This is a genomic window from Nocardia sp. NPDC004722 (assembly GCF_053601505.1).
In genome coordinates this window covers 1-25,761 of the sequence record NZ_JBSGBY010000034.1, presented here as the reverse complement: position 1 = coordinate 25,761, position 25,761 = coordinate 1, and the positions used below count along the sequence as shown (strand labels likewise).

Below are 25,761 nucleotides of genomic sequence, written 5' to 3'. Positions count from 1 at the left end.
GCCCAGCACCACGAAGCCGATCAGCGCGTTGCGGGTCGACTTGACCAGCACCGCGATCTTGCCCGCCTCATCGGAGAACAGGTAGCCGGTGGCGGTGGTCTCGGCGGTGTTGTCGACGGCCAGACCCGCCCACAGCCCGAACTCGTGATCGCTCAGGCCGATGGCGTGGCCCAGCGGCGGCAGCGCGAACAGCGCGACCGCGCCGAGCGCCAGGATGGCCGCGATGGCATAGGAGACATCGGAATTGCGGGCTCGGATCGCGCCCTTGCCCGCGATGATCGCGGACACGCCACAGATCGAGGTGCCGATGGCCAGCAGCGAACCGAGCTTGCCGGACAGGCCGAGGTAGCGGGCCACCAGCAGGATGATCGCGCCCGACACCGTCATGTCGACCAGGATCTGGATGAAGCTGGTCCCGCTCAGCTTGGCGACATCGCCGAGGATGAAGCGCGCGCCCAGGGCGATGATGCCGATCTTGAGCCAGAACTCGTAGGTGCCGATGCCGGGCTTGAAGATCGGGTGCAGGCCAACGGTATTGGTGATCAGCAGGCCGATCACGATGGCCCACAGCACGTATTCGATGTCGGGGACGGTCCAGTGTTCGTGCTTGGCGAGCTGCAGCCACCACTTCTCGGCGTACTTGCCGAGCAGGCCGACCGCGATGAGCAGCAGGATTCCGGGGACGTAGCTCAGCAGCCGGGCCAGGGTCAGCGGACCGGACGGTTCGTCGAAAGCTTCGTCGTCACCGGCGATTTCGGCGGAGGTCTTGGTCAGGTCGGGGGTGGCGGTCGTGTCACTCATCAGGTCACCACGGAATCTTCGGCAGGACATCGAATACGGCCAGGGCGACGACGACGCCGGACACGATCACCGACCACCAGTCGGCTCCCAGACGCCCGAGGGCGTCCGGCCACGAAGGTCGGGCGCCGGATGTCTCCGGCGCGGGTTGGGGACTGTTCACCAGGGGCCTCCAGGTATAAACGCGCAGTACAGCACGTGAATGATGGGGCCCTCGGCGGAATTCGGACAGCGTTGGAATCGAGCTGATTTCAGGGGTGACGGTGTGCGCGGCGGTAGGCGGCGGGGGAGGGCGCGGCGTCGCCGAGCTGTGCTTCGTTATGGCCGAAAGTGTTGATTTTCTGGCCGCCGCTCTTTCATGCCGGGATCAGCTCAGGTCGTAGCGTCGACAACGACGCCGGAACCCCTCATCCCAGGAGCAGCACGTGCGATTCGACTATGACGTCCTCGTCATCGGTTCCGGCTTCGGCGGCAGCGTGAGCGCGCTGCGACTGACCGAGAAGGGTTACCGCGTCGGGGTACTGGAGGCCGGACGGCGCTTCGAGGACCACGAGTTCGCGCAGACCTCGTGGCGGCTGCGGCGCTACCTGTGGGCTCCGGCGCTGGGCTGCTTCGGAATTCAGCGCCTCGCACTGCTGAAGGACACCTTCGTGATGGCGGGCGCGGGTGTGGGTGGTGGTTCCCTGGTGTACGCCAACACGCTCTACGAGCCGCCGGAGAAGTTCTACGCCGACCGGCAGTGGGGTCACATCACCGACTGGCAGGACGAGCTCGCGCCGCACTACGACCAGGCCAAACGCATGCTCGGCGTGACGGAGAATCCGGCCACCACACCCACCGACCGGGTACTGCGGGATGTCGCCGAGGAGATGGGAATCGGTGACACCTACCGGCCCACGCCCGTCGGCGTCTTCTTCGGCGGGCCCGGCCGTCGTCCGGGAGAGGACGTGCCGGATCCGTTCTTCGGCGGGGCCGGGCCGGATCGGCGCACCTGTACCCATTGCGGCGAATGCATGACCGGGTGCCGCCACAATGCCAAGAACACACTGGTGAAGAACTACCTGTACCTGGCCGAAAAGGCCGGTGCCACAGTGCATCCGCTCACCACCGTGACGGATGTGCGACCGTTGTCCGGCGGCGGCTACACCGTGGAGACGGTCCGCACCGGGCGGTTCCTGCGCCGACAGCGCCACGAATTCACCGCCGAGCAGGTGGTTTTCGCCGCTGCCGCGCTCGGGACCCAGCGGCTGCTGCACCGCCTGCGTGACAAGGGTTCGCTCACCGGGATCTCGGATCGCCTGGGCTATCTGTCGCGCACCAATTCCGAGGAGTTGCTCGGCGTGCGCAGCCGTGACCCGCGCTCGGATTACACCAAGGGCGTGGCGATCACCTCGTCCATCCACCCCGACCACGACACCCATGTCGAGCCGGTGCGGTATGGCAAGGGCAGCAATGCTTTCGGCGTGATGAGCACGCTCATGGTCGACGACGAGGGCGACACTCCCCGCTGGCGGCTGTGGCTGCGCACGGCCCGCCGCCGCCCCCGCGACGCGGTCCGCGTGCACGATTCGCGGCACTGGTCCGAGCGCACCATCGGCCTGCTGGTCATGCAATCGGTGGACAACTCCATCACCACCTACACCAAACGCGGCCTGTTCGGCCGCCGCATGACCACCAAACAGGGTGAGGGCCAACCCAACCCGACCTGGGTCCCCGCCGGGCACGAGGTGGCCCGCCGCGTCGCCGACGCCGTCGACGGCATCCCCATCGGGGCCAGCTCCGGCATCCTCAACATCCCCATGACCGGCCACTTCATCGGCGGCTGCGTCATCGGCGACACCCCCGCCACCGGCGTCGTAGACCCCTACCACCGCCTCTACGGCCACCCCGGCCTGCACATCATCGACGGCTCGACGATCTCCGCCAACCTCGGCGTCAACCCCTCCCTCACCATCACCGCCCAGGCTGAGCGGGCAGTCTCGTTGTGGCCCAACAAGGGGGAGTCCGACCCCCGCCCGAACCTGGGCACGGCCTACCGCCGCATCGCTCCGATCGCACCGCGCAGTCCGGTCGTGCCGCCCACCGCTCCGGCGGCGTTGCGACTGCCCTTGGTCGGCTTCAACGAGAACCTGAGGACGCCCGCGGGCTCATGAAAGCGGCGTACGCCTGAAAAGCGAAAGGCGGGCGCGGAATGCGCCCGCCCTCAGGGGGTTTCGGTTCGGCTACAGCGCCAGCAGGCGGGCCTTGGCCTCGGCGTATTCGCGGATGAGGCGCTCCACCAGGTCGGCGGCGGGGCCGATGCGGTCGACCGCGCCGATGCCCTGGCCGGAGCCCCAGATGTCCTTCCAGGGCTTCGCGCCCGGGGTGGAGGGATCCGATTCGCCGGTGCCGAAATCCATGGCGGTGGGGTCGGATTGGGCGAGGTTGTCGGGGTCCATGCCCGCGGCGGTGATGCTGCCGCGCAGGTAGTTGCCGTGGACGCCGGTGAAGAGGTTGGAGTAGACGATGTCTCCGGCGGCGGAGTCGACGATCATCTTCTTGTAGCCGGGGACGGCGTTGGCCTCGTCGGTGGCGATGAAGGCGGAGCCGATGTAGGCGAGGTCCGCGCCCGCCGCCTGGGCGGCGAGGATGTTGCGGCCGTGGGCGATCGCGCCCGACAGCAGCAGCGGGCCGTCGAACCATTCCCGGATCTCGCTCAGCAGGGCGAACGGCGACTGGGTGCCCGCGTGGCCGCCCGCGCCCGCCGACACCGCGATCAGGCCGTCCGCGCCGCGCTCGACGGCCTTGTGCGCGAACACATTGTTGATGATGTCGTGCAGCACGATGCCGCCGTAGGAGTGCACGGCCTCGTTGACATCCGGCCGTGCGCCCAGCGAGGTGATGACGATCGGCACCTGGTGCTCGACGACCGTGGCCAGGTCTTCCTCCAGCCGGTCATTGCTCTTGTGCACGATCAGGTTCACCGCGTAGGGCGCGGACGGCTGTTCCGGATGGTCGGCGTCGTGCTTGGCCAACTCCTCGTTGATCCGCACCAGCCACTCCTTGAACTGCGACTGCGGTCGCGCGTTCAGCGACGGGAACGAACCCACGATGCCCGCCTTGGACTGGGCGATCACCAGTTCGGGGCCGGACACGATGAACATCGGGGAAGCGACCGCGGGCAGACGCAGGCGATCGGAGAGGATGGGCGGCAAGCTCATTGACCAGATTCCTTCATCAGGGGGCTACCCGGCGAAGGTTACCCGCCGGTAAGAACGTTAGGCTGCGCGGGTTTCGGCCAGCCGGTCGTGACGGGCATAGCTGTGGTCGGGGCGGTTGGCGCGCACGATTCTGGCGTGCATGCGCTCGGTGATGCGGCGGCCGAGCCGCTCGCTCAGTCCGGTGGCACCCGGGATGACGCGGCGCGGCACCTCGAGCACGCCGTTGACGGCGGCGGTGGCCAGTACGGCCGCGAGGAAGACGGGATTGTTGGGGAGCCCGAGGAAATCAGCGTTGGTCTTGCCCACCATGATTCGGCCGTACGACGCCGCATACAGGGTGAATGCGCGGCCCAGTACGCGCGACCCCAGGCCCTTGCCGTCCAACCCGTAGATCCTGCCGAGCGCCGAGACCAGCGCCTTGGACAGGGCGCGCGAGTCCTCGTCCGGCAGGAACTCGTAGTCCGCCTGCAGCCACAGCAGTCGCCAGGTATCGGTCTCGTCGGCGGGCACGATCTCCGGATCCAGGCCGATCAGGTGGCCGACATAACGCCAGTGGTGGTAGACGGCGGCCTTCTCCTTGCGAGAGAAGGTCAGCCCCACCGCATTACATCCGGCGATGGTGGCCAGTGAGAAGAGCATGAGGGTGCCGGCGGTCAGCGACTGGTTGATCGGTTCGTCCCAATTCGCGTAATCCCAATCGGGGCGGCGCTTCATGCCCGCTCGCACCTGCGCGTGCATGATCCGCACCCGCACGGTGTTCTTGAAGCCCGGCGCGAATCGGTCCATGCCCCCGGGCGCGGTCACATCCATCCACCAGCCCACGGTTTCCGCCACCCGGCGCGGGGCCATGCTCTCGGCGGACAGTCCGCCGGTGCCGATCAGCACCTTGCCCGCGCGCGAGGCCAGATAGCCGCCATTGAGCGAGAACATCGCCAGCGCCAGATTGGTGGCCCAGGGGCTGACCCGGCCGCTGACCCGTGACGAGCGTTCCAGCTTGTCCTGATCGAGCCAGAACGGCACCGAATCGACCTGCGCGAAAAGGGCTTTCAGCTCGGCGGGCGCATCCGGCACCGCATCGATGCCGCGTTCCAGCGCCGTCTCGAACATCGCGCGCCCGGTACCGGTGGGCAGCTGCCGGAACATCTCGACCACGGCGTCCGCGAGTGGATCACCCATCTTGGTGAACTTCCGATACGCCGCCTGCTGCTCGGTCGTCGGCCGGATGTCTCCGGGACCGATCAGGCGAATACCGACATTGAAGGGGAACTCCCGGAAGATCACCGGATCGGGCAGCTGCTCGGTACGCGTCATTGCGTGCCTCCTGTGTGCGCTCAGCCTCTGGTGAAGGACGTCACCAGAACTTTGGTGATAGTCTTCACCAAACCTTGCGGCATGGCAACAGACGAGGCGGAATCGTGGACGTAACCCGTGGTAGATACGCCGGACTCAGTGCCGACCAGCGCCGCAACCAGCGCCGCGAGCGACTGCGCGAGGTCGCCCTCGAGGTCATCGCCGAGGAGGGCGTCGGCGGGCTGAAGGTGCGCGCCCTGTGCGCCCGCGCCGGGCTCAACGACCGGTACTTCTACGAGACCTACAGCCATACCGACCGCTTGCTCTACGAGCTGGTCGACGAGCAACTGGCCGAGGTCGTCGCCGCCATCATGGCCGTCATCGCCACCGAGCCCGCCGACACCCGCATCCGGCTGCGCGCGGTGATCGAGGCCGGTGTCACCGCCATCGCCGATCACCCCGCCCGTCGCCGCCTGGCCATCGATATGCAGACCACCGACGAATTGCGCCACCGCCGAACCCAACTCGTCGGCGTGGTCGCCGAGGTCATGCTCGACCAGGGCCGCGAACTGCTCGGCGAAGCGGCCGTCACCGGCGTTCACGCCGAACTCTCCGCCCGCACCGTCGCCCACGGCGGCCTCGAGATCCTCATCGAATGGCTGCGCGGCGAGCTGGACATCGACCGCGCCCAGGTCGTCGACTTCCTGGTGGCGATGATCCTGACCGCCGCGCAGATCACCACCACCGTGCAGCGTGAAATGGCCTCCAGCTGAATTCTTTTCGGATCAGGCCGGGGTCAGTTGCCGGCGCCGCCAGACGATGGCCGTGCCGACGACCAGGCACCAGGCGGGCATGATCCAGGCGATGTGCATCGAGGCGGTGACCGCCACCAGCAGGAGAATGCCGGTGGCCGTGGACAACACGGTGAGCCAGCGTGGGAACGCGCCGGTCATGCGGCCCAGGTTCGACAGCGACAGCATGAACACCGCCGAGACGCGCGGTGCGACGATGGTCATCAGATTCATGCCCAGCCCGTAGCAGAGGGGATAGGCGCGGGCCGCCGTTTCGGCGTCCACTTGCTGAGCGAGGGTCGCCGGGACCGCGAACACCGCCAGCGCGGTCAGCAGGACGGCGATGAAAATCAGTCCGCTGCCGAGGAATACGGTCGCGAACAGTTGGTCCTCCTGCTGTCCGATGCGGCGCCGGATGGTGCCGATGAACCACAGCAATGCGATCGAGGCCACGGTCGCGATCAGCACCATGGACATGAGCCGGGTGCGATTGCCCGCCACCCGGAACCACTGTTCCAGGGTGGCGGGATCGGTCCCCCAGTCCGGGATACCGCGCAGCAGGGCCAGCGAGACGAATGCCAGGAGCGCGAAGACGATTCCGGTGAAGCCGGTGACCTCGACGGAGCGCCTACGCGCGGCGACCTCGGCCGTGTTCGGGGTGTGGTGCACGTCGTCGGACCTAGGGGGTGACGATCGCGAAGCTCGGGTCGGCCTTGTCGAGCAGGCCGGCGAGTCGCTGCCAGACCCCGGTGTCGCCCTTGGTCTGCAGGCCGTCGAACGAACCGGTGGACATCAGTTGCAGCAGACCGAGTTTGGTGAGCGTGATGTCGAGGTCGACGTCCCGCTTGCGGGTGGCCGGGTGGTGGATGAGCGCACCGTTGCTCAACTCCATGTGGTAGTTCTCGCCGCTGTCGGTGAAATGCCAAGCGATGCTGAACTTCTCCGCCCATGCCCGCTCGCCCACCACATTCAGCGAGAGCGTGTCGAACAGCTGGGTGATGCTCATGGCCAGCGCGACGGCCTGGCTCGCGGTCAGCGGCGTCGAGACCACCGGTTGCAGGAGTTCCTGTGCGCCGGTGAGGAAGCAGTTGCGCCAGGTGGCGTTCTCGGAGCCGAAGCCGAGCCGTTCGTAGACCTGCGCCAGGGTCTGCCGGGCTCCGGTGTGGGACGGATCGGCGAAGACGGCGTGGCTGCCCAGCTCGGCCGCGAAGCGCAGATCACCCTGGTCGGCGAATTCCTTGACCTTCGCGACGGTCGCGTCGACACCGCCGAGCAACTGCACGTAGCGGGTGGCCTGTGCCTGCGGCGGATGCTGCCACAGATGGGCCGGATTGGCGTCGTACCAGCCGAGGTAGCGCTGGTAGATGGCCTTCACGTCGTGGCTGATCGAACCGTAGTACCCGCGGTTGTTCCACTGCGCGGCCAGCTGCGGGGCCAGCGGGAAGTCCTCGGCGATCTCGCTGCCGATCTCGCCCTGGTTCATTCGCCGCACCGTCTGATCGTGCAGGTAGGCGTACGTATCCCGTTGCTGGGTAAGGAATTCGAGAATGTTCTCGCGTCCCCAGGTGGGCCAGTGGTGCGAGGCGAACACCACATCGGTGCGGTCGATGAACATCTCGATCGCCTCGGCGATGTAGCGCGACCACATGCGGGAGTCGCGCACCTGCGCACCACGCAGGGTCAGGATGTTGTGCAGGGTGTGGCAGGCGTTCTCGGCCATGCACAGAGCGTTGCGGTCGGGGAGCAGGAAGTTCATCTCGGCGGGGGCCTCGGTGCCCGGTGTCATCTGGAAGATGATCCGCACTCCGTCCACCACCTCCTCCTGGCCGGTGGCGGTGATGTCGAGTGTCGGTGCGAGCAGGCCGAATTCGCCCGAGGAGGCCACCGGACCCAGGCCCATGCCGACCACGCCGCGCGGATCGCGCGGCAGGGTCGACCCGGCGTAGTACCCGCCGCGGCGCAGCATGGCGGTGCCCGCGTAGACGTTCTCGGAGACCGCGTGCTCCATGAAGTGCTCGGGTGCGATGATCGGGACCGTCGTGTCGGGGTCGACCACGCCGAGCACCCCGCCGAAGTGGTCGGCGTGCGGATGGGTGTAGATCACGGCGGTCACCGCGCGTTCGCCGCGATTGCCGCGATAGAGGGCCAGGGAGGCGGCCGCGGTCTCGGCGCTCACCAGCGGGTCGACCACGATGATGCCGTTGTCGGACTCGATCAGGGTCATGTTCGAGATGTCCAGGCCGCGAACCTGATACACGCCCTCGCAGACCTGGTAGAGGCCATGGATGGCGGTCAGCTGGGACTGTCGCCACAGGCTCGGGGTGACGGTGTCCGCGCCTTCACCCTTCAGGAAGTCGAAGGCGTCGGCGTTGTAGGCGACGCCGCCGTTCTTGCCCGGAATGACCGCGGGGGAGAGCTTGGTGATGAAACCGCGTTCGGCATTGTCGAAATCGGTGCGATCCACGGGTGCTGCTGTCATGACCACCTCACTGTTTGGTTGTGCGACTGTTGATCCAGTTGGTTCCGAGCGCGACGGCCTTGCCGACCGGCCCGAAGATCTCGGGCTCGGTCTCGACGACGCCGTCGGGTCCGAGCTCGTCGAGGAGCCCGGTGTGTTGCATGACCTGCGCCAACTCCGGCTGCACCCCCGCGAGCACGAGTCGCCCTCCGGCGTCGCGCAATTCGCGGTTGTAGCGTTCGAGCAGGCGCAGGATGGCCGAGGAGGGGATGTCGGGCATGGCGCGCAGCACCAGCACGAGCACCGCGTCGCGGGCCCCGGACACGTCGGGCAGCGCCGATTCGAGCCGGGGGAGTTCGGCGAAGAAGCTGCTGCCGCGATAGTCGATGACGGTGACCTTGCCGGGCGGAAGCGCCTGCGGCACAGTGGTGGTGCGCCAGTTCCCGGCCGCGTCGCGGGCCAGGCCGACCAGCTCGATCTGCCGGGCCGCCTGCACGCAGTACAGCAGCAGCGACAGCACCGCGCCGATCACGATGGCCTGTTGCAGCGGCAGTTGCGTGGTGGCGGCGAAGGTGGCGATGAGGGCGGCGGTGGACAGCTTCGAGGTGCGCCACACCAGCTCGATGTCCTTGACCTTGCCCCACACCAGTTCCGCGCCGACCACCAGGATGAGTCCGCCGATCACCGGCATGGGAATGCGTTCGGCCAGGCTGCCGCAGGTGAGCACCACCAGGGCGAGGAAGACGCCGGAAACGACTCCGGCCCAGCGGGTTCGGGCGCCCACCCCGGCGGCGACCCCGGTCCGGGAGAGGGATCCGCCCGCAGGCAGCGCCGAGAACAGTCCGCCGCCGAGGTTGGCGATGCCCTGCGCGGTGAAGTCGGTATTGACCGAGGACCGGCCGCCGTCCGGGTTGGGCATGGAGGGCGCGACGCTGGCGGCCTGGGCCAGCGCGACCAGCGCCACCGACAGCGCGCCCGCGGCCAGATGCGGCATGGCACCCCAGTTGGGCAGCGACAGGCCGGGCAGCGCGCCGGGGATGTGGGCGATATCGGAGACGAGTTCGACATCGGTGCCGAGGATGGCGACGGCCACGCTGACCACGACCATGGCGACCAGCAGCGCGAGCGCCTCGAGCTTGGGAATGAGGCGGGCCGCCGCCCACACCGCGATGGTCGCGAGGGCGACCCAGGTGGCCGCGGACTGCCAGTGCGAGATCCCGGTCAGCCAATTCCATACCTGGACAAGCTTGTTGTGCCCCGGCGGCTTGTAGCCGGTGGCGTCCTTGAAGACGCCGGTCATGATCTGCAACGCGATGCCGGTGGAGAACCCGACCATGACGGCGTTGGACACGAAACTCATCACCACGCCCAGCCGCAGCACGCCCATGAGCACCATGACCACGCCGACCAGCAGGGTCAGCGCGGCGATATTGCCCGCGTCGTGCGGGTCGAGTCCGGCCGTGGCGATGGCGGATTGACCGGTCAAGGCGATGGCACTGGTCAGGGTGGTGATCATGAGGACGGTCGAGGCGGTGAGTGAGCCCAGGATGGGCGGCACCACGCCCGCGTACAGCCCGGCGACCGGATTGAATCCGGCGATGGAGGCGTACGCCATGCCCTCGGGAATGCTGAACAGGCCGGTGGCCATGCCGGAGGTGATGTCCTTGGCCGTGGGTGTGCCGAGCCGGCGACCGAGTCGCGCCACCCTCTTTTCCACGCGTTGTCTCCTCTGCGGCAGGTCTGCCCCCGTGGACGCACGGTGTCATGCGCTGGCTCACCGAGACTCACACGGAATGGGTGAACTTTCAGCAATTCTAGATATGCGTGTTGACTAGCGGAATTAATGCCAAATTGGGATTTCCTTAAATCTGGCTATTGGTTGGACAGCCTGTTTGCCGCGCAATCGCCACTGGACGAATCCGCAAGCACATCTCAGGATGAGACCGGATCTTCGCCAATGAGGAGTGCGTATGGTGGCCGAACCGGTCGGGGCGAGCGGGCAGCGGGTGGACTGGCTGGCGGGCGGAGTCCGGCGCTCGATCGCCTCGGACCGGATCGTCGGGATCGCGGCGGAGTTGTTCCAGACGCGCGGATTCGATCACGTGGGGATGGACGACGTGGCCGGTGCGGCGGGCTGTTCGCGCGCCACGCTGTATCGCCACTTCCCCGGCAAAGCCGCGCTCTTCGACGCGGTGATGGCGAAATCGGCGGTGGCCGTGGCCGAGCGGGTGACCGCCGCGGTACGGCGCTACGAGGGCTCGCGCCGGATCGTGGAGGCGATCCTGGCCTCGGTGGTGGCGGTGCGCTCGGATCCGGTGCTGGCCAAGGGCTTCGCGGGCAGCCGGGCGGGCGGCAGCGACGGGGCGTTCGCGAGTTCGCCGGAACTGGGCCGGATCGCGACCCTGCTGACCGGGATCGCACCCGATGACGAAGCGGCGCAATGGATCGTGCGCATGGTGCTGTCGCTGCTGACCTGGCCGCTGGCCGACGCCGCGAGCGAGCGGCGGATGGTGGAGCGGTTCATTCGCTGAGCTGGGGGAGCGGCATCAGAGGTGCGTCGGGATCGAGGGTGAGGCCGCGCGCCTCGGCGGTGGCAGACAGCGCGCCCCACGCGAAGGCGGTCAGCTCGTCGGCGAGTTCCTTTGCGGTGATGACCGGTTCGTTGAGCCAGCGCAGCACGCCCAGTCCGACCGCGCCGAGCATGGCGTCCACCGCGAACTGGGTGTGATCGCCGTTCGCGCCGCGCAGCCGCAGCACTCCCGAGAAGAAGGCGGCGACTGTATCGGACAGTGGGCGGCCGTCCTCGATCAGACGGGCCGCGCCGAAGGCCGTGACCACCTGTGAGCTCACGATGAAGTGAAACAGGTTGGGACGCTCGGCGACCAGATCGATGTACGCGGACAGCGCGGTGTGCACGGCGTCGCGGATGGGCCCGGTCGGATCCAGGTGTGGGGTGACGCGCTCGACGATGAGTTCCTGTACCCGGCCGCTGACCGCGGCCATCAATTCCACCTTGTCGCCGAAGAAGCGGTACAGCTTGGGACGCGGTATACCAGCGGTTTTCACCACATCGTCGATGGACAGCTCGGCCCCGTGCGCGTCGATGGCGCGAATGGTGGCCTCGATGAGCTCGGCGCGGACCGAGGCGCGATGGGAATGCCAGCGGTCGCTGCGGGCGTCACCCTTCATCTCGGCCGGGCGGTCGTGACGGGAGGCCATGCGGCAGATTGTAATTCGATTCGATACGGCATACCCCTTGTGTGGTGTCTGGGACAATCCTACACTGGCCTTACATCGAACACGTAGTACTAGGTACTGAGTGTTGCACCAAGGATGGTCAGATGACGAATACCCTTCCGGCGCAGGCCTATCCGAAGGCCCGTCGCATCAAATTCCGCTTCGATCAACGCGATTCGCACGACAAGTACTTCGTCGAGAACGACATGGTCTACAGCCATTTCGTGGCCGGCATGTCCGGTGGCTTCCCGGCGGGCGAGGAATCCTTCATCCGCTCGGTCCGGCGCGTGACCGACCGGATCACCGATCCCGGTCTGCGCAAGCGGGTCACGGGATTCGTCGGGCAGGAGGCGATGCACGGCCAGGAGCACCGCAAACTCAACGACAAACTGGTCGAAATGGGTTACCCCATCAAGTGGCTGGACTCCCCGCAGGCCATCGAGCGCATGCTGCAGATCGAGGAGCGAATCTCGCCCGAAGTGCACCTGGCCATGACCGCGGCCGCGGAGCACTACACCGCGGTGCTCGCGCAGCGGGTGCTCGGCAGCGACGAGATCCAGAACATTCCGGGCGATCCGGAAGTGTGGAACCTGCTGAACTGGCATGCGCTCGAGGAACTCGAGCACAAATCGGTGGCCTTCGACGTCTTCCGCGCGGTCGGTGGCAGTGAACGCACCCGCATCGGCGTCATGCTCGCCATGTACGCGCTGACCCTGCCGCTGACCTACGTCAGCCTGGCGGTGGCGGTCGGCCGGGACCCGAACGCGCGCCGGCAGCCCGTGCGCGTGGCCCGCGAGACCTATCGGCTGTTCACCGGACCCATCTTCCGCGGCCTGATGCCGGAGCTGGCCAAGTATCTGCGCCCCGGCTTCCACCCCGACGACATCGACACTTCCGAGCTGCTGTCCCGTTGGCAGCGTGAGCTTTTCGGTAAAGACGGTCAGCTCGTCGACCACCTGAAGTAAGTACGACTCCATCGCAAGAAAGGACCGACCAATGGCGATCGGTCGGCAGGAAAACGGCACTCTCGCGCCCTATCCGAAGGTGCGGCGCATGCGATTCCGGTTCGGCGAGCCCGAACCGATGGCACACCACTTCGTCCAGGGCGATATCCCGCTCACCCATCTCATCGCGGTGCTCTCGGGAGCCTTCCCGCCGGGTGAGGAATCCTTCATCCGCTCGGTGCGCAAGTTCTCCGGCGAGATCACCGATCCCGTGCTCAAGAAGCGGGTGGCCGGGTTCATCGGCCAGGAAGCGGTGCACGGGCAGCAGCATCGGCGGCTGAACGAGCAGCTCATCGCGAACGGCTTCCCGATCGTGCGGCTCTTCACCTTCGGCAGTGACGCGCTGCGGGAACGGGGTCTGATCGCGCTCGAGAACGCGGTGCCCCGGCAGGTGCATCTCGCGGTGACCGCGGCGGCCGAGCACTACACGGCCACCCTGGCCAAGCGGGTGCTGGGCACCGAGGAGATCCAGGACATCCCCGGTGATCCCGAGGTGTGGAATCTGTTGAACTGGCACGCTTTCGAGGAACTCGAGCACAAGTCGGTGGCCTTCGACGTGTACCGCGATGCCGGTGGGCCCGAAACGGTCCGCATCGGCGTGATGGCGGGCATGTACGTCTTCACCATCCCGGTGGTCGCGCTCGGCGTGTTCGCCTCCATCCTCAGTGATCCGCGCAGTTGGCGGCCGTTGAAGGTGCTGCGGCAATCGATCCGGTTGTATCGCGGGCCCATCGTCAAGGATCTACTCAAGGAGATGCGGCCGTATATGCGGCCGGGATTCCACCCCGACGACATCGACACCAACGCGCTGCTCGAGCAGTGGCGGCAGGAGCTGTTCGGCGCGGACGGCGAACTGCTGGACCGAATCGGCTGAGCCGGAGGCAAAGACAGTGGGGACAAACGGTGGCAGTGGTGTGCCCACCGCCCGCCCCGACCACGAGATCATCGTGGTCGGGGCCGGGTTCGGCGGCATCGGCACAGGGATCGCACTGCAACGCAAAGGCATTCACGACTTCGTGATCGTCGACAAATGGGATCGGGTGGGCGGCACCTGGCATGCCAACACCTATCCCGGGGTGGCGGTGGACATTCCGTCGTTCATCTACAGCTTCTCCTATGAGCAGCGCGGGGACTGGTCGCGGATCTTCGCCCCCGGCACCGAACTGCGCGACTACGCCGAGAGCATGGTCGACAAGTACGGGCTCCGCGACAAGCTGCGGCTGAACACCACCATCGTGGCGGCCGAGTTCGACGACCGGAACAGCCTGTGGCGGTTGAGCACCGACGGCGGGCAGCGGCTCACGGCGCGGTACATCGTGCTGGCCATCGGCGGGCTGGAACGGCCCAAGATGCCCGATATCGAGGGGCTCGACGACTTCGGCGGCACCCTCATGCACACCGCGATGTGGGATCACGATGTATCGCTCGCCGGGAAACGAGTGGCCGTCATCGGCACGGGAGCGACCGCCCTGCAGTTGATTCCGGCGATCGTGGACGAGACCGAGCATCTGACCGTGTTCCAGCGGACGCCGATCTGGGTGTTCCCGAAGAACGATGCCGAGGTCGGCGCGCTCGGTCGCCAGGTGCTGGGCAACCGGCGGATTCGCTCCGCGCTGCGGCTGGTCGGCAATGTCGGCACCGAGGTCGCGATGAGCGGCATGGTGGTCGGGCCGACCTGGCTCACCAACTCCGGGCGGAAGCTGGCCGAAGGTCCCATCCGGCGCTGGATGCGCTCGCAGGTGGACGATCCCGAGCTGCGGGAAAAGCTCACGCCGCGTTACGGATTGGGCTGCAAGCGGCCGTCGATGTCCAACGACTACCTGCGGACGTTCAACCGCTCCGATGTCAGCCTGGTCACCGACTCCATCGTGCGGATCACCGAGCGCGGCGTGGTCACCGTGGACGGGACCGAGCACGAGATCGACGTGCTCGTCTGCGCCACCGGATTCAAGCTGTGGGACAAGGGCGCGATCCCGCCGTTTCCGGTGCGCGGGCGCGGCGGCAAGGACCTCGAACAGTTCTGGGATGAGCAGCGCTACCAGTCCTACCAGGGTGTTTCGGTGCCGGGATTCCCGAACTCCTTCACCATCACCGGTCCGTACGGGTTCGTGCTCGGCTCCTACATCTGGATGATCGAGGCCACCTCGGCGCATCTGGCGCGGGTCATCGCGGAGTCGCGGGCGCGCGGCACCACCGAGGTCGAGATCCGCCAGGAGGTGCACGACGAGTACTTCCGGCGGTGCCTGAAGCGGCAGGAGAAGAACTTCCTGTTCACGCCGGTCTGCGCGGGGTCCAACACCTACTACCTCGACAACCACGGCGATTCGCCGTTCCGTCCGTCCACCCACGGTGAGATGTACTGGCAGAACCGCCATTTCGATCTCGACGTGTACCGCTACACCGTCGGCGCGCCGGTCGCGCCGCAACCGGCCGTGCTCTCCGAGGAGGTCTCGTGAAACTCAACTCCATCGACCCTCGACTCGTCGTCGTCACCGGCGCGGGCAGCGGGATCGGGCGGGCGACGGCACTTCGGTTCGCGCGCATGGGATCCCAGGTCATCGTGTCCGATATCGACAAGGACGCGGCGCTGGGGACCGTGGCGCTCATCCAGTCGAAGGGGCAGCGGGCGGTCGCCATGCAGCTCGATGTCACCGACCCGCACGCCTGGGCGGCGTTCGCCCGGGACGTGCACGCCGACCACGGGGTGCCGGACGTACTGGTCAACAATGCCGGAATCCTGGTCAGCGGCGCGTTTCTGGATCTCGAGCCCGAGGATTGGGAGCGGCAGCTGAGCGTCAATCTGCTCGGTGTGGTGTACGGCTGCCGGGCCTTCGGGCGGCTCATGATCGACGAAGGCAAGCGCGGGCACATCGTGAACATCGCCTCCGCGGCGGCGTTCACGCCGACGCCGGTGATGGCGGCGTACTCGGTGTCCAAGGCCGGGGTGAAGATGCTGACCGAATGCTTGCGGCTGGAGCTCGCGCCCAAAGGCGTTGGGGTGAGCGCGATCTGCCCGGGAGTGATCAACACCAGCATCGGTGAGCATGCCATCGCGGTGGGTGTGGACCCGGCGCTGGTGGAGCGGGGCAAGCAGATCGCCGCGCAGGTCCAGGAACTGGCCGAACGGCTGCCGTTCTCGCCGATGAGTCCCGACCTGGTGGCACGCGCCGTCGTGCGCTCCATCCGCTTCGATCTGGCCGTCGTTCCGGTGCGGACCGAAGCGTGGCTCGGCTACTTCATGTTGCGGCTTGCTCCCGGTGTGAATCGCCGCATGACCCAGCCGCTTTCGATGGACCGGATCCAGTCGCTCGGTGAGCTGGTGCTGGGCAGAGGGGGAGGCCCCAGGTGAATGCTCGCGCCCACGAACTCAAGGTGCGCGAAGTCATCAGCGAGACCGCCGACGCGGTCTCGCTGATCTTCGATATCCCCACCGATTTGACCGGCCGTTTCGGCTACGCGCCGGGGCAGTATCTGACGCTGCGGGTCCCCAGCGAGCGCACGGGGTCCGTGGCCCGCTGCTACTCGCTGTCGAGCAGTCCCGACGGCGACGAACGGCCCACCGTCACGATCAAACGCACGCCCGGCGGCTATGGCTCGAACTGGCTGTGCGACAACGTTTCCGCCGGGGACGTCCTCACGGTGCTGGAACCGGCGGGCAACTTCACGCCGCGCTCGTGGAACCGTGATCTGCTGCTGTGCGCGGCGGGCAGCGGCATCACGCCGATCATGTCGATCCTCAAGTCGGCCTTGCGCCTGGGCCGGGGCGAGATCGCGGTGCTCTACGCGAATCGGGATCGGCCGTCGATCATCTTCGCGGCGCAACTACAGGAGCTGGTCCGCAGGTACCCACGTCGGCTGACCGTGATGCACTGGCTGGAATCCGAGCGTGGACTCCCCACCGCCCGCGGCATCGCCGGGCTGGCTCGGCCCTACCGCAGGCACGAGGTATATCTCTGTGGCCCAGCGGGTTTCACTGCGTCCGTGAAGCAAGGACTGGGGCAGTTGCGGATTCCCGAGCGGGCCATCCGGGAGGAGAAGTACCGGTCCCTCACCGACAATCCCTTCGAGCACGCCAACGTCGCGCCGCCCGATCCCGGCCCGGTCGGCCCGAGCCCGGTGGCCTCCGCCGAATCCGCCATCGTCACCGTCGATATCGATGGCGAAACGCACACCCTGCCCTGGCCCCGCACCAAGAAGCTGCTCGACGTGCTGCTCGACCACGGCATCGACGCGCCTTACGTCTGCCGCGAATCCGCCTGTGCCACCTGCGTCTGCTCGGTCAAGCAAGGGCGTACGCGCATGCTCACGAACGAATCCCTCCTCGAGGAGGAACTGGCGCAGGGCTTGACCCTGGCCTGCCAGACGCTGCCGGAATCCGATTCGCTGCACATCTCTTTCGATCAATAGCGGCCGGGCTCGCGCGGATCAGGTTGTGGGAGAAAGCATTCCGTCGATGATCCGGCGAGCCATGGTCACACTGTTCTCGTCGTCGAGGCGCAACTCCTGATTGACCGTGGTCAGCAGGGCATTGACCTGGAAGGCGGCCAGATCGGGATCGATCGGGGCGATCTCACCGGCGGCGAGCGCCGCGCGGAACTGGGTGGCGAGAATCGCGACCCACTCGCGCCGCTGCCTGCGCAGCTCGTCCCGGATCGGCCCGGTGCGGCTGTCGAAGATGGGGAGGTTCGCGCCCCAGAAGCAGCCGCCCGGGAACAGCGGCGCGACGACGTAGTCCATCCATCGATCGACGAGCGCCCGCAGCCGGGCGACGCCCGCGGGGGCGGCCTCCGCGGGCCGCACGACCGCCGCCAGGAATTCCGCGCGCGCTGCCTCGACGGTCGCGAGCTGCAACTTCTCCTTGGTCCGGAACAGCGTCTGGATCCCGGCCTTGCTGACGCCGAGATCATCGGCGAGCCGCCCGAAGCTGAGCCCGTCGAGGCCGTCGGTCGACGCGATCTCGACCGCGCGACCGGTGACCGCGAGCCGGGACCGCGCGCCGCGCAGCAGTCGACGATCGCCGTTCTCGCTGGTCGTCTCGGTCTCGGAAGTGTCCATACAGCCGATCGTATGCCGTTTTCGGGTCGATGATCGCAACCCTTGCGATATACATACGCTCGACCGTATTCTTTCGGCGTATGACGAGAAGGGGTACCTGATGACTGGCGTAACTACCGCACCACCGATCCGAGACCGCTCGACGGCGATCGTGTGGATCCTGTGTTCGGCCGCGTTCATGGCCATGCTCGACGTCTTCGTCGTGAACGTGGCCTTCACCAAAATTGCCGAGTCCTATCGGGGTTCGTCGCTCGCCGACGTCAGCTGGGTGCTCAACGGGTACGCGATCGTGTACGCGGCGCTGTTGATTCCGGCGGGCCGGTTCTCCGATCGGTTCGGGCGCAAGGCCGGATTCCTGGTCGGGCTGGGCATTTTCACGCTGGCGAGCCTGGCCTGCGCCGCGGCCCCGAACCTGTGGGCGCTGGTCGCGTTCCGGGTCGTACAGGCGATCGGCGCGGCGGCCCTGACACCGGCCAGCCTCGGGCTGCTGTTGACCGTGCTGCCGCCCGCGCGAGTGCCGGGCGCGGTGAAGGTATGGGCGACCACGAGTTCGTTCGCCGCCGCCGTCGGGCCCGTGGTCGGTGGGGCGCTGGTCGAAGCGTCCTGGCGGTGGGTGTTCCTGATCAACCTGCCAGTGGGGGTCGCGGCGGCGGTCGCGGCGCTGCGGCTGGTCCCGAATCGGCACGAGCGCATCGCTTCTCGGATGCCAGACCTGCTCGGGACGGCACTGCTGATCGTGGCGATCGGGGCTTTGTCGCTGGGGCTGGTGAAGAGCGGCGACTGGTCGTGGCACGCCGGTGCGACTCTCGCGGCACTGGCGGTCGCGGCGGCCGGGGCGGTGTGGTTCGTGATACGGATTGTGCGGCAACCGAATCCGGTGGTGTCACCCGCCCTGTTCCGGGTGCGGACCTTCGTGTGGGCCAACCTCACCGTGCTGGCGTTCTGCACCGCCTTCGGGGCGTGGTTCCTGAGTATCGCGCTGTGGCTGGAGAACTCGGCGCACTTCAGCACCATCGCCACCGGGCTGGCCATCCTGCCGGGGCCGGGTATGGTGCCGATCTTCGCCGCCGTGAGTCAGCGGCTGGTCAAGCGGCTGCCGGTGGGTGTCGTTGTGGCCCTGGGGAATCTGCTGCTCGCTCTCGGCGTGCTGCTGGTGCTGGCCAGTGCCGACACCACCGTGCACTACGCCTCCGACGTACTACCCGGCTGGGTGATCTCCGGCATCGGGATCGGCCTCGCCTTGCCCAGCATGATCGCCTCGGCCGCCGTCGACCTGCCGCCGGACCAGTCGGCCACCGGGAGCGCGGTGGTGAACACCGCCCGCCAGCTCGGCTATGTGCTCGGTGTGGCCGTGCTGATCGCCGTGCTCGGCTCGCTCGATATCGCCGCGGACCGCATGCTCACCGCCTTCCGGCACGGCTGGATCTTCGTCGCCCTGGTCGCTCTTGCCGGTGCCGCAACGGCATTCGGTATCACGCCCCGCTCGGAACGCTCGGAACAGGACTAACACAATGCCGAATCCGGCCATGACGGAACAGAACGACCCCTACTGCCTCCCCGATCTCACCGCCGCGGCCCTCCTGTTCGATGCGCCCTGGCGACGGTTCGGGGTGATCGGCGACAGCCTGTCGGCCGGTGTCGGCGATCCCACACCCGGTTATCGGAACCTGGGCTGGTCGGACCGCCTCGCCACCGTGCTGCGGCGGGTGCGACCGGATCTGCTGTACCTCAACACTTCCGAGATCGGCGTCACCACCGACCGGACCATAGCCGACCAGTTCGACCGCATGCGCGAGTTCGGGCCGGACCTGCTGCATCTGCCGAGCGGCCCGAACGACATCCTGCGACGGCAGCCCGATTTCGACGCGATCGAGCGCTCCATGCGCCGCATGTATCGCCTCGCCGCGGACACCGGCGCCCTGCTGACCACCTTCACGATGGGACGAGCCTTCCTCGTGCCCGCATACCCGGACTGGGACAAGCGGATTCGCACCATCACCGACATCACCCGCCGCCTCGCGTCCGAATACGATGCCGTGGTCTACGACATGTGGGATCACCCGTTCAACGACCGCGACAACCTGGTCAGCGCGGATCGCATCCACTTCTCGACCTCGGGCCAGGCGGTGATGGCCGGGGTGGCGGTGCGGGAATTGGCGCATGCGCTCTCCACACCCCCCCGACGCTAGACCGGCGGTACGACGGTGGCGCGAATGACCAAGGTGCGCAACGGCATCTCGAACGAGCCATCGGAAGTCTCGGGTCGGCCGCGCAGATAGGCCGAGATCCGATCGAGCAGGACGGTGCGGTCGGCCGGTGGGATCACGAGAGTGTGGGAGTGGGTGCCGATGGTGGCGGTGAGGGTTTCGACGGTGCGCCGATGCGAATGTGGGAACGTCGCCGTCTCGAAGGGGGTGAACAGGGGATGGCCGGGCAGCTCGCCCGATTGTTTGGCCGATGGGAAGGACGCGTTCGATCGCGAGACCTGTTCCAGCCCGGCCACCCACTCCACGGACATGTCGGGTTCGTTCCAGAAACCCGCCAGCACGCCGCCGGGCCGCAGCACCCTCGCGATCTCGGGGAACGCGCGCGGCAGATCGAACCAGTGCAGCGCCTGCCCCACCAGCACGGCATCCACCGAATCATCCTGCAGCGGGATCGATTCCGCGGTTCCCGCGAGCGCCGTCACCTCGGGATGTCGGTCCGCCAGGACCGCACGCATCCCATCGTCGGGCTCCACCGCGGTCACCCGCGCCCCCGCGGTGAGGATCACGCCGGTGAGCTTGCCGGTCCCCGCCGCCAGATCCAGCACCCGCACCTTGTCAGCGGCCACCGGTTCGAGCGCCCACCGCACCCCGGATGCCGGATAGTCCGGCCGATGCGCGTCATAGCTCGCCGCCGCCGCCCCGAACGACCGCGCCCGCCGTTCACGAAGCTCCTGATCGGCCGTCCCCGCCTCGCTGAATTGGCTCATCCGGCCAGGATAGAACCGCCGGTCAAGCGAAATACCGGGCGTTTTCGGCGATGAAGTGCACCTGGTCGGAGGGCACGTCGTCCTCGTAGTAGATCGCCTCCACCGGGCAGACCGGTTCGCAGGCAGCACAGTCGACGCATTCGTCGGGGTTGATGTAGGCCATCCGCTCGCCGACGGCGATGCAGTTCATCGGGCATTCTTCGATGCAGGCTTTGTCGAGGACGTCGACACAGGCGGCGCCGATCACGAACGTCACGGGGCGCTCCTTCGGTTTTCGTATCCGCGACTTGCGGATACGAATGATCCTGGTGGGGCGGGCGGGGAGGGGGTAGCGCGGGAAAGTGGATTACCTCATAAGGTGGGCTTATGAGCTTGCCGTCGGGGACGCCGGATTTGGAGTCGCTGGAGTTGCTGGTTTCGGTGGCGGAGTTGGGGAGTTTGGGGGCTGCGGCGCGGCGGCATGGGATCAGTCAGCCGGCGGCGAGTATGCGGGTGAGTGCGTTGGAGCGGCGAGTGGGGTTGCGGCTGGTGGATCGGGGGCGGTCGGGGTCGGTGTTGACCGATGCTGGGCAGGCCGTGGTGGAGTTGGGGCGGCCGGTGCTGGCTGCGGCGGGGGAATTGGCGGAGGGGCTTGCGGCCTTGCGGCAGGCGCCGCGGGCGGTGTTGCGGATCATGGCCTCGACGACTCTTGCCGACCATCGCATTCCGCATTGGTTGACGGCGTTGCGGAAGCTGCGGCCGGAGCTGGCGGTGACCCTGGATGTGGCGAACTCACAGCAGGTGACCACCGCGGTACGGGATCGCGAGGCCGCGTTGGGATTCGTCGAAGGTCCGCATGCGCCAACGGGATTGGGCAGCCGGGTGCTTGCCGCCGATGAGCTGGTGGTGGTCGTCGCACCGCATCATCCCTGGGCCACTCGCCGCCGGGCCTTGACCCCGCGCGAGCTGGCCGATACCCCGCTGCTGTGGCGGGAGAAGGGCTCCGGCACCCGGGACACCGTGTGGGAGACCTTGGAGATGCACGGCACGCCCGCACCTCCGGCCGCCGAACTAGGTTCCGCCGCAGCGATTCTCACCACCGCCCGCAGCGGTGCCGCCCCGGCTGTGGTCAGCCGTCTGATCGTGGCTCACGAACTGCGGGCGGGCACGCTGCGTGAGATACCGCTGGCCGGTGAGATGGCTTTGACCCGGAAGTTCCGTGCGATCTGGCATCGCCGTACCCCGCCCACGGGCCCGGCGGCCGACCTGGTCGAACTCGCCGCCCGCATCGAAGCGGCCCGTACCCGCAGGCACTAGGCCGACCGACATTGGCGGGCAGGCGATTTCGACCAGGCAACCGAATCAGGGACGAGCGAGTTCGGCGCGGGCGGCCGTGACCATGGTGGTGATGGCGGTCGGCAGCGCCTGGGCCGGGTCGGGGGCGAAACGGGGAGAGTGGTTGGACGGGAAGCGCGGCGGCAGCGCGCCTTCGGAGAGCATGAACGCCTGATCCTCCGGGGTGAACCGGGCGGGGTCGACGCCGCCGATATGCCAGAAGACCGACGGGGCCTTGGCCGCCGTGCCGAACGCGCCGAAGTCCTCGCTGCCGGTGATGGGGCGTTCCATCGGCATGACGGGCAGGCCCGCGTCGGTGAGGGTGGCGAGGACCCGTTCGGTGTCGCCGGGCGTGTTCTCGGTGACCGGGAAGTGGTCGTAGAACTCGACTTTGGGTTCCTGGGGCGCGCCCGCGGCCGCGGCCTCGGCCTCGGCCATGCGCTGGATGCCCTCGATCATGTGGTCGCGGGAACCGTCGGTGAAGGTGCGCAGGCTCAGCAGCACCTCGGAGGTGTCGGCGATGATGTTGGGCCGGGTGCCCGCGTGCAGGGCTCCGGCGGTCAGGACCGGGGTGTTGGCCGTCGCGGTCTGGCGTGCAGTGAGCGATTGCAGGCGAACCACCAGCGAGGCCGCCATGAGCAGCGGGTCGATGGCGGTGTGCGGCTGGGAGGCGTGCCCACCTTGGCCGAGGAAGGTGACGCGGACCGAATCGGAGGCGGCCATAAGGGGCCCGGGCTTGGACAGGATGATCCCGGCGGGCAACGGGCTGACATGCTGACCCAGCACGATGCGCGGATGCGGAAACCGCTCCAGCAGACCGTCATTGATCATCCCCTGCGCGCCCGAGCCGGTCTCCTCGGCGGGCTGGAAGAGCGCGACCACGGTGCCGGGCAAGGGATTCGCGGCCAGCTCCGCACAGGTGCCGAGCAAGGCGGCGACGTGCACATCGTGCCCACAGGCATGCATGACACCCGGGACGGTGGACGCGTAGTCGAGCCCGGTCTCCTCCTGCACCGGCAGCGCGTCCATATCGGCCCGCAGCCACACCACCGGTCCGGGACCGCTGCGCAGCACGCCGACAACGCCGGTGCCGCCGACGTTCTCGGTCACCTCCCAGCCGGGCAGCGCCCGCAGCTCCTCGGCCACCAGGCTCGCGGTGGCGTGCTCCTGGCTCGACAGCTCCGGGTGCGCGTGCAGGTGCCGATACACCTGCTGCCAGTGCTCGCCGTCCGAAAGCCGTTGTGCGGCAGTGGCGGATGCGCTCATGTGAGACTCTCCTTCGAGGGGACGGGCGCCGGTGCGCGCCGGGACAGCTTCGTCCGGAACGCCTCGGCGGTTTGCGGGACCACGGCCGCTGCGACCAGGGCCAGCAGCGGTCCGGCGGCCATTGTTTCGAAAGCCGTGGTGTACGAGAGCCGATCGGTGATGAAACCGAAGGCCGCCGGGGCCAGCACCCCGGCCAGCTGACCTCCGAAGATGATCACTCCGGTGGCCGCCCCGATCGTCGCGCTGGGCAGCGCGCGCAGCGGCACCGCGAACGCGGGCATGTAGGCCAGCCCGGCGGCGAGGCTCATCGCCGTGCCGACCAGCACGAACAGCGGGAAGGGCTCGGCGCGCGGCAGCACGAAAAGCAGTGCGGCGGTGCAGGCCATCGCCGGGACCACGATCATCCGCGGCCGCCCGCCGATCCGATCGGAGAGCCGCGCGCCGATCACCACCCCCGCCGCTGCGGCCAGCGTGGTCGGCACCGCCGCGAAGGCGATGTGGCCCATGGAGATGCCGCGCTGGTCGTGCAGGAAGGTCGGCGTCCACGAGGTGACACCCCACACCAGCACGTCATAGCCGAAGAAGATAACCGCGAATCCGAGCAGCGCGGGGGAGAACAGCACGGCCCGGCGTTCGGCCTTGTCGCCGAGGCCCGCCATCGGAATCTCCTCCTGCACCAGCGGTTCCGGCATCCAGCGCCGCCACGCCAGGATGACCGCTACGCCCAGCACCGAGATGACGCCGAACATCGCCCGCCAGCCCACGGTCGGCAGCATGACCCCGGCGATCCCCGCCGCGAGTAGCAGCCCGGCCGCGTTGGAGGCATTGGTCCAGCCCGCCGCGGTCGTGCGCTGTTCGGGCCGACTGCGTTCGGCCAGGGCCTTGATGGCGGCCGCGGGAAAGACGCCCTGCACCAACCCGAACAGGAAACGAATGCTCATCAGCGCCGCGAAAGACCAGGCCACAGCCGTCAATCCGGTGAAGACCGACCAGGCGGTGAGTCCGATGACGCCCACCTTCAACGCACCGTAGCGGTCCGCCAGCAACCCGCCGGGAATCTGGATGAGCGCGTACGGGATGAAGAACACCGACACCAGCAGACCCTGTTGGGTGTGGGTGAGACCGAGATCGTGGCCGATGGACGGCAGCGCGAAATTGATGACGGTCCGGTCGATGTAATCGACCACCCACGCCGCGAACAGCAGCATGATGGTTATCCGGGTGGTGCGTGGCATCCATGCCCCTTCACGGCGGGAGGAGTGGCTGAATGCCACACTGGGCCCCATGCCCGAGGATACGGAGGATTCGCCGGATACCGCCATCCATCCGAGTCCCGTGCCGGAATCCGCCGCACTCGCGGCCTTCGATGAGCGTGACCTCGATTTGGTGAACGCGCTGCAGATCAATCCGCGGGCCTCCTGGACCCGGATCGGCGCCTCGCTCGGCATCGACGCCACCACCGCCGCCCGCCGCTGGCAGCAGCTGACCGGCTCGGGCCTGGCCTGGATCACCGCCTACGCGCCGGAGTTCGCCACCATCGCCTACCTGCGGTTGCGGTGTCGCGCCGAGCATCTGGCGGCGATCTGCGAACGGGTGATCGCCATGCCCCACGTCTTCAGCGTCGACCGTCTCACCGGCAGTTTCCCGGTGCAACTGTCGGTCGCGGTCGAGGGTCTCGCGGCCCTGGACGATTTCATCGCGCGGGAACTGGCCACCCTGCCCGGTGTCGAGGAGATCCGCACCGCCGTCAATGTGCACGTGTATGTCGAAGGCAGCCATTGGCGTCCGCAGTCGCTCGACCCCGGCCAGCGCACGCTGCTGACCGATCCGCGCACGTCCGCCCCGGCCCGGTTCCGGCCGCTGCCCGGTGACGCGGCCCTGGTGCTGGCGTTGTCCGTGGACGGCCGCCGCAGCATCGCCGATCTGGCCCGCGATACCGGCCTCACCGAAACCACGGTGCGCCGCCGCATTTCGGAGATGACGCGGTCGGGCCGGCTGGTGCTGCGCTGTGATTTCGCGGAGCAGGCCGCCGGGTGGACGGTCACCGCCAACTATTGGGCGCAGGCGCCGGCGTCCGCGCTGGACGAGCTCGGTGCGGCGTTGGCGAGCTGGCCCGAGATCCGGTTGTGCGTCGCGACCGCCGATGACAGCAATGTCCAGCTCATCGGCTGGCTGCGCAGTCCGCGCGAGGGAGTGCAGCTGGAAACCCGGCTACAGCGCGCGTTCCCGGAGCTGCGGATCACCGAACGCCAGCTGACCTTGCGCACGCTCAAACGCATGGGCCGGCGCTGTCGCCAGGCGACCTGGTCTTCTGGGATTACCGGGGTTACGCGCCGACCCGTGTCGGAGTGGCCGTCGAAACGGCCCCGATCGT

Annotated in this window: 24 protein-coding genes and 1 pseudogene; 12 read left to right on the top strand and 13 right to left on the bottom strand. The window is 67.8% G+C overall.

Features of this window, described 5'->3' with window-relative positions:
* On the bottom strand, positions 1-801 hold an 801-nt coding region (locus ACWELQ_RS06325), incomplete at its 3' end, for a YeiH family protein (protein ID WP_452395976.1).
* Positions 802-805: 4 nt separating this feature from the next.
* On the bottom strand, positions 806-961 hold the full coding sequence (locus tag ACWELQ_RS06320; protein ID WP_452395975.1) for a hypothetical protein: 156 nt from the start codon (positions 959-961) through the stop codon (positions 806-808).
* Positions 962-1,223: 262 nt separating this feature from the next.
* Between ACWELQ_RS06320 and ACWELQ_RS06315 the strand changes: the two genes are divergently transcribed.
* The gene (locus ACWELQ_RS06315) at positions 1,224-2,951 is read left to right on the top strand and encodes a GMC family oxidoreductase N-terminal domain-containing protein (RefSeq protein ID WP_452395974.1); all 1,728 of its coding nucleotides are present in this window, start codon (positions 1,224-1,226) and stop codon (positions 2,949-2,951) included.
* A 69-nt stretch (positions 2,952-3,020) separates the two neighbouring features.
* On the opposite strand, the gene ACWELQ_RS06310 is transcribed toward ACWELQ_RS06315, so the two are convergent.
* Both ACWELQ_RS06310 and ACWELQ_RS06305 read right to left on the bottom strand, forming a co-directional pair.
* Entirely contained in the window at positions 3,021-3,998 is a 978-nt protein-coding gene (locus ACWELQ_RS06310) for an NAD(P)H-dependent flavin oxidoreductase (protein WP_452395973.1), read from the bottom strand.
* Between the two features lie 57 nt (positions 3,999-4,055).
* Positions 4,056-5,309, bottom strand: a complete 1,254-nt coding sequence (locus ACWELQ_RS06305; RefSeq protein ID WP_452395972.1) for an oxygenase MpaB family protein — start codon at positions 5,307-5,309, stop codon at positions 4,056-4,058.
* A 104-nt stretch (positions 5,310-5,413) separates the two neighbouring features.
* Here ACWELQ_RS06305 and ACWELQ_RS06300 point away from each other — a divergent pair, with 104 nt between their 5' ends.
* Positions 5,414-6,061, top strand: coding sequence for a TetR/AcrR family transcriptional regulator (locus tag ACWELQ_RS06300; protein ID WP_452395971.1), 648 nt, complete (start codon positions 5,414-5,416; stop codon positions 6,059-6,061).
* Between the two features lie 12 nt (positions 6,062-6,073).
* Here ACWELQ_RS06300 and ACWELQ_RS06295 read toward each other — a convergent pair whose 3' ends face one another.
* The 3 genes from ACWELQ_RS06295 to ACWELQ_RS06285 are packed head-to-tail and all read right to left on the bottom strand — an operon-like array spanning position 6,074 to position 10,254.
* Positions 6,074-6,748, bottom strand: a complete 675-nt coding sequence (locus ACWELQ_RS06295; RefSeq protein ID WP_452395970.1) for a hypothetical protein — start codon at positions 6,746-6,748, stop codon at positions 6,074-6,076.
* Positions 6,749-6,758: 10 nt separating this feature from the next.
* A complete protein-coding gene (locus ACWELQ_RS06290; RefSeq protein ID WP_452395969.1) occupies positions 6,759-8,558 on the bottom strand; it encodes an alkyl/aryl-sulfatase in 1,800 nt (599 codons plus the stop codon).
* A gap of 7 nt (positions 8,559-8,565) precedes the next feature.
* Positions 8,566-10,254, bottom strand: a complete 1,689-nt coding sequence (locus ACWELQ_RS06285) for a SulP family inorganic anion transporter (RefSeq protein ID WP_452395968.1) — start codon at positions 10,252-10,254, stop codon at positions 8,566-8,568.
* 253 nt (positions 10,255-10,507) lie between these two features.
* On the opposite strand from ACWELQ_RS06285, the gene ACWELQ_RS06280 reads away from it, so the two are divergent.
* Entirely contained in the window at positions 10,508-11,068 is a 561-nt protein-coding gene (locus ACWELQ_RS06280) for a TetR/AcrR family transcriptional regulator (protein WP_452395967.1), read from the top strand.
* Here the strand turns inward: ACWELQ_RS06280 and ACWELQ_RS06275 are convergent.
* A complete protein-coding gene (locus ACWELQ_RS06275; protein WP_452395966.1) occupies positions 11,058-11,756 on the bottom strand; it encodes a TetR/AcrR family transcriptional regulator in 699 nt (232 codons plus the stop codon). The two genes, ACWELQ_RS06280 and ACWELQ_RS06275, sit on opposite strands and share 11 nt — an antisense overlap.
* 122 nt (positions 11,757-11,878) lie before the next feature.
* Here ACWELQ_RS06275 and ACWELQ_RS06270 point away from each other — a divergent pair, with 122 nt between their 5' ends.
* From ACWELQ_RS06270 to ACWELQ_RS06250, 5 genes are read left to right on the top strand one after another with little or no spacing between them, the layout of a single operon-like run.
* Complete coding sequence (locus ACWELQ_RS06270) at positions 11,879-12,739, top strand: metal-dependent hydrolase (protein ID WP_452395965.1); 861 nt, start codon at positions 11,879-11,881, stop codon at positions 12,737-12,739.
* A gap of 31 nt (positions 12,740-12,770) precedes the next feature.
* A complete protein-coding gene (locus ACWELQ_RS06265) occupies positions 12,771-13,652 on the top strand; it encodes a metal-dependent hydrolase (protein ID WP_452395964.1) in 882 nt (293 codons plus the stop codon).
* 16 nt (positions 13,653-13,668) lie between these two features.
* Entirely contained in the window at positions 13,669-15,234 is a 1,566-nt protein-coding gene (locus ACWELQ_RS06260) for a flavin-containing monooxygenase (RefSeq protein WP_452395963.1), read from the top strand.
* The gene (locus ACWELQ_RS06255) at positions 15,231-16,127 is read left to right on the top strand and encodes an SDR family NAD(P)-dependent oxidoreductase (protein ID WP_452395962.1); all 897 of its coding nucleotides are present in this window, start codon (positions 15,231-15,233) and stop codon (positions 16,125-16,127) included. Before ACWELQ_RS06260 ends, ACWELQ_RS06255 begins: the two co-directional genes overlap by 4 nt.
* Positions 16,124-17,185 (top strand): 2Fe-2S iron-sulfur cluster-binding protein, encoded by a 1,062-nt coding sequence (locus ACWELQ_RS06250; protein ID WP_452395961.1) that lies wholly within the window; start codon positions 16,124-16,126, stop codon positions 17,183-17,185. Before ACWELQ_RS06255 ends, ACWELQ_RS06250 begins: the two co-directional genes overlap by 4 nt.
* Positions 17,186-17,203: 18 nt before the next feature.
* Here ACWELQ_RS06250 and ACWELQ_RS06245 read toward each other — a convergent pair whose 3' ends face one another.
* Positions 17,204-17,833, bottom strand: coding sequence for a TetR/AcrR family transcriptional regulator (locus ACWELQ_RS06245; RefSeq protein ID WP_452395960.1), 630 nt, complete (start codon positions 17,831-17,833; stop codon positions 17,204-17,206).
* Between the two features lie 100 nt (positions 17,834-17,933).
* Here ACWELQ_RS06245 and ACWELQ_RS06240 point away from each other — a divergent pair, with 100 nt between their 5' ends.
* Together ACWELQ_RS06240 and ACWELQ_RS06235 are read left to right on the top strand one after the other, a co-directional pair.
* The gene (locus ACWELQ_RS06240) at positions 17,934-19,340 is read left to right on the top strand and encodes an MFS transporter (protein WP_452395959.1); all 1,407 of its coding nucleotides are present in this window, start codon (positions 17,934-17,936) and stop codon (positions 19,338-19,340) included.
* 19 nt (positions 19,341-19,359) lie between these two features.
* Entirely contained in the window at positions 19,360-20,022 is a 663-nt protein-coding gene (locus tag ACWELQ_RS06235; RefSeq protein ID WP_452395958.1) for an SGNH/GDSL hydrolase family protein, read from the top strand.
* Here ACWELQ_RS06235 and ACWELQ_RS06230 read toward each other — a convergent pair.
* Positions 20,019-20,807 carry a class I SAM-dependent methyltransferase gene (locus ACWELQ_RS06230; protein WP_452395957.1) on the bottom strand — a complete coding sequence of 263 codons (789 nt, stop codon included), beginning with the start codon at positions 20,805-20,807 and terminating at the stop codon, positions 20,019-20,021. The genes ACWELQ_RS06235 and ACWELQ_RS06230 overlap by 4 nt on opposite strands.
* A gap of 28 nt (positions 20,808-20,835) precedes the next feature.
* Positions 20,836-21,063, bottom strand: a pseudogene (locus ACWELQ_RS06225) (indolepyruvate ferredoxin oxidoreductase subunit alpha); the annotation flags it as partial.
* 110 nt (positions 21,064-21,173) lie between these two features.
* On the opposite strand from ACWELQ_RS06225, the gene ACWELQ_RS06220 reads away from it, so the two are divergent.
* Positions 21,174-22,103 carry a LysR family transcriptional regulator gene (locus ACWELQ_RS06220; RefSeq protein WP_452395956.1) on the top strand — a complete coding sequence of 310 codons (930 nt, stop codon included), beginning with the start codon at positions 21,174-21,176 and terminating at the stop codon, positions 22,101-22,103.
* A gap of 45 nt (positions 22,104-22,148) precedes the next feature.
* On the opposite strand, the gene ACWELQ_RS06215 is transcribed toward ACWELQ_RS06220, so the two are convergent.
* Complete coding sequence (locus tag ACWELQ_RS06215; RefSeq protein ID WP_452395955.1) at positions 22,149-23,387, bottom strand: amidohydrolase; 1,239 nt, start codon at positions 23,385-23,387, stop codon at positions 22,149-22,151.
* On the bottom strand, positions 23,384-24,622 hold the full coding sequence (locus tag ACWELQ_RS06210) for an MFS transporter (protein WP_452395954.1): 1,239 nt from the start codon (positions 24,620-24,622) through the stop codon (positions 23,384-23,386). The genes ACWELQ_RS06215 and ACWELQ_RS06210 overlap by 4 nt, the downstream gene beginning before the upstream one ends.
* 49 nt (positions 24,623-24,671) lie before the next feature.
* On the opposite strand from ACWELQ_RS06210, the gene ACWELQ_RS06205 reads away from it, so the two are divergent.
* Positions 24,672-25,761, top strand: a 1,090-nt coding sequence (locus ACWELQ_RS06205; protein WP_452395953.1) for an Lrp/AsnC family transcriptional regulator, incomplete at its 3' end; no start/stop codon positions are given.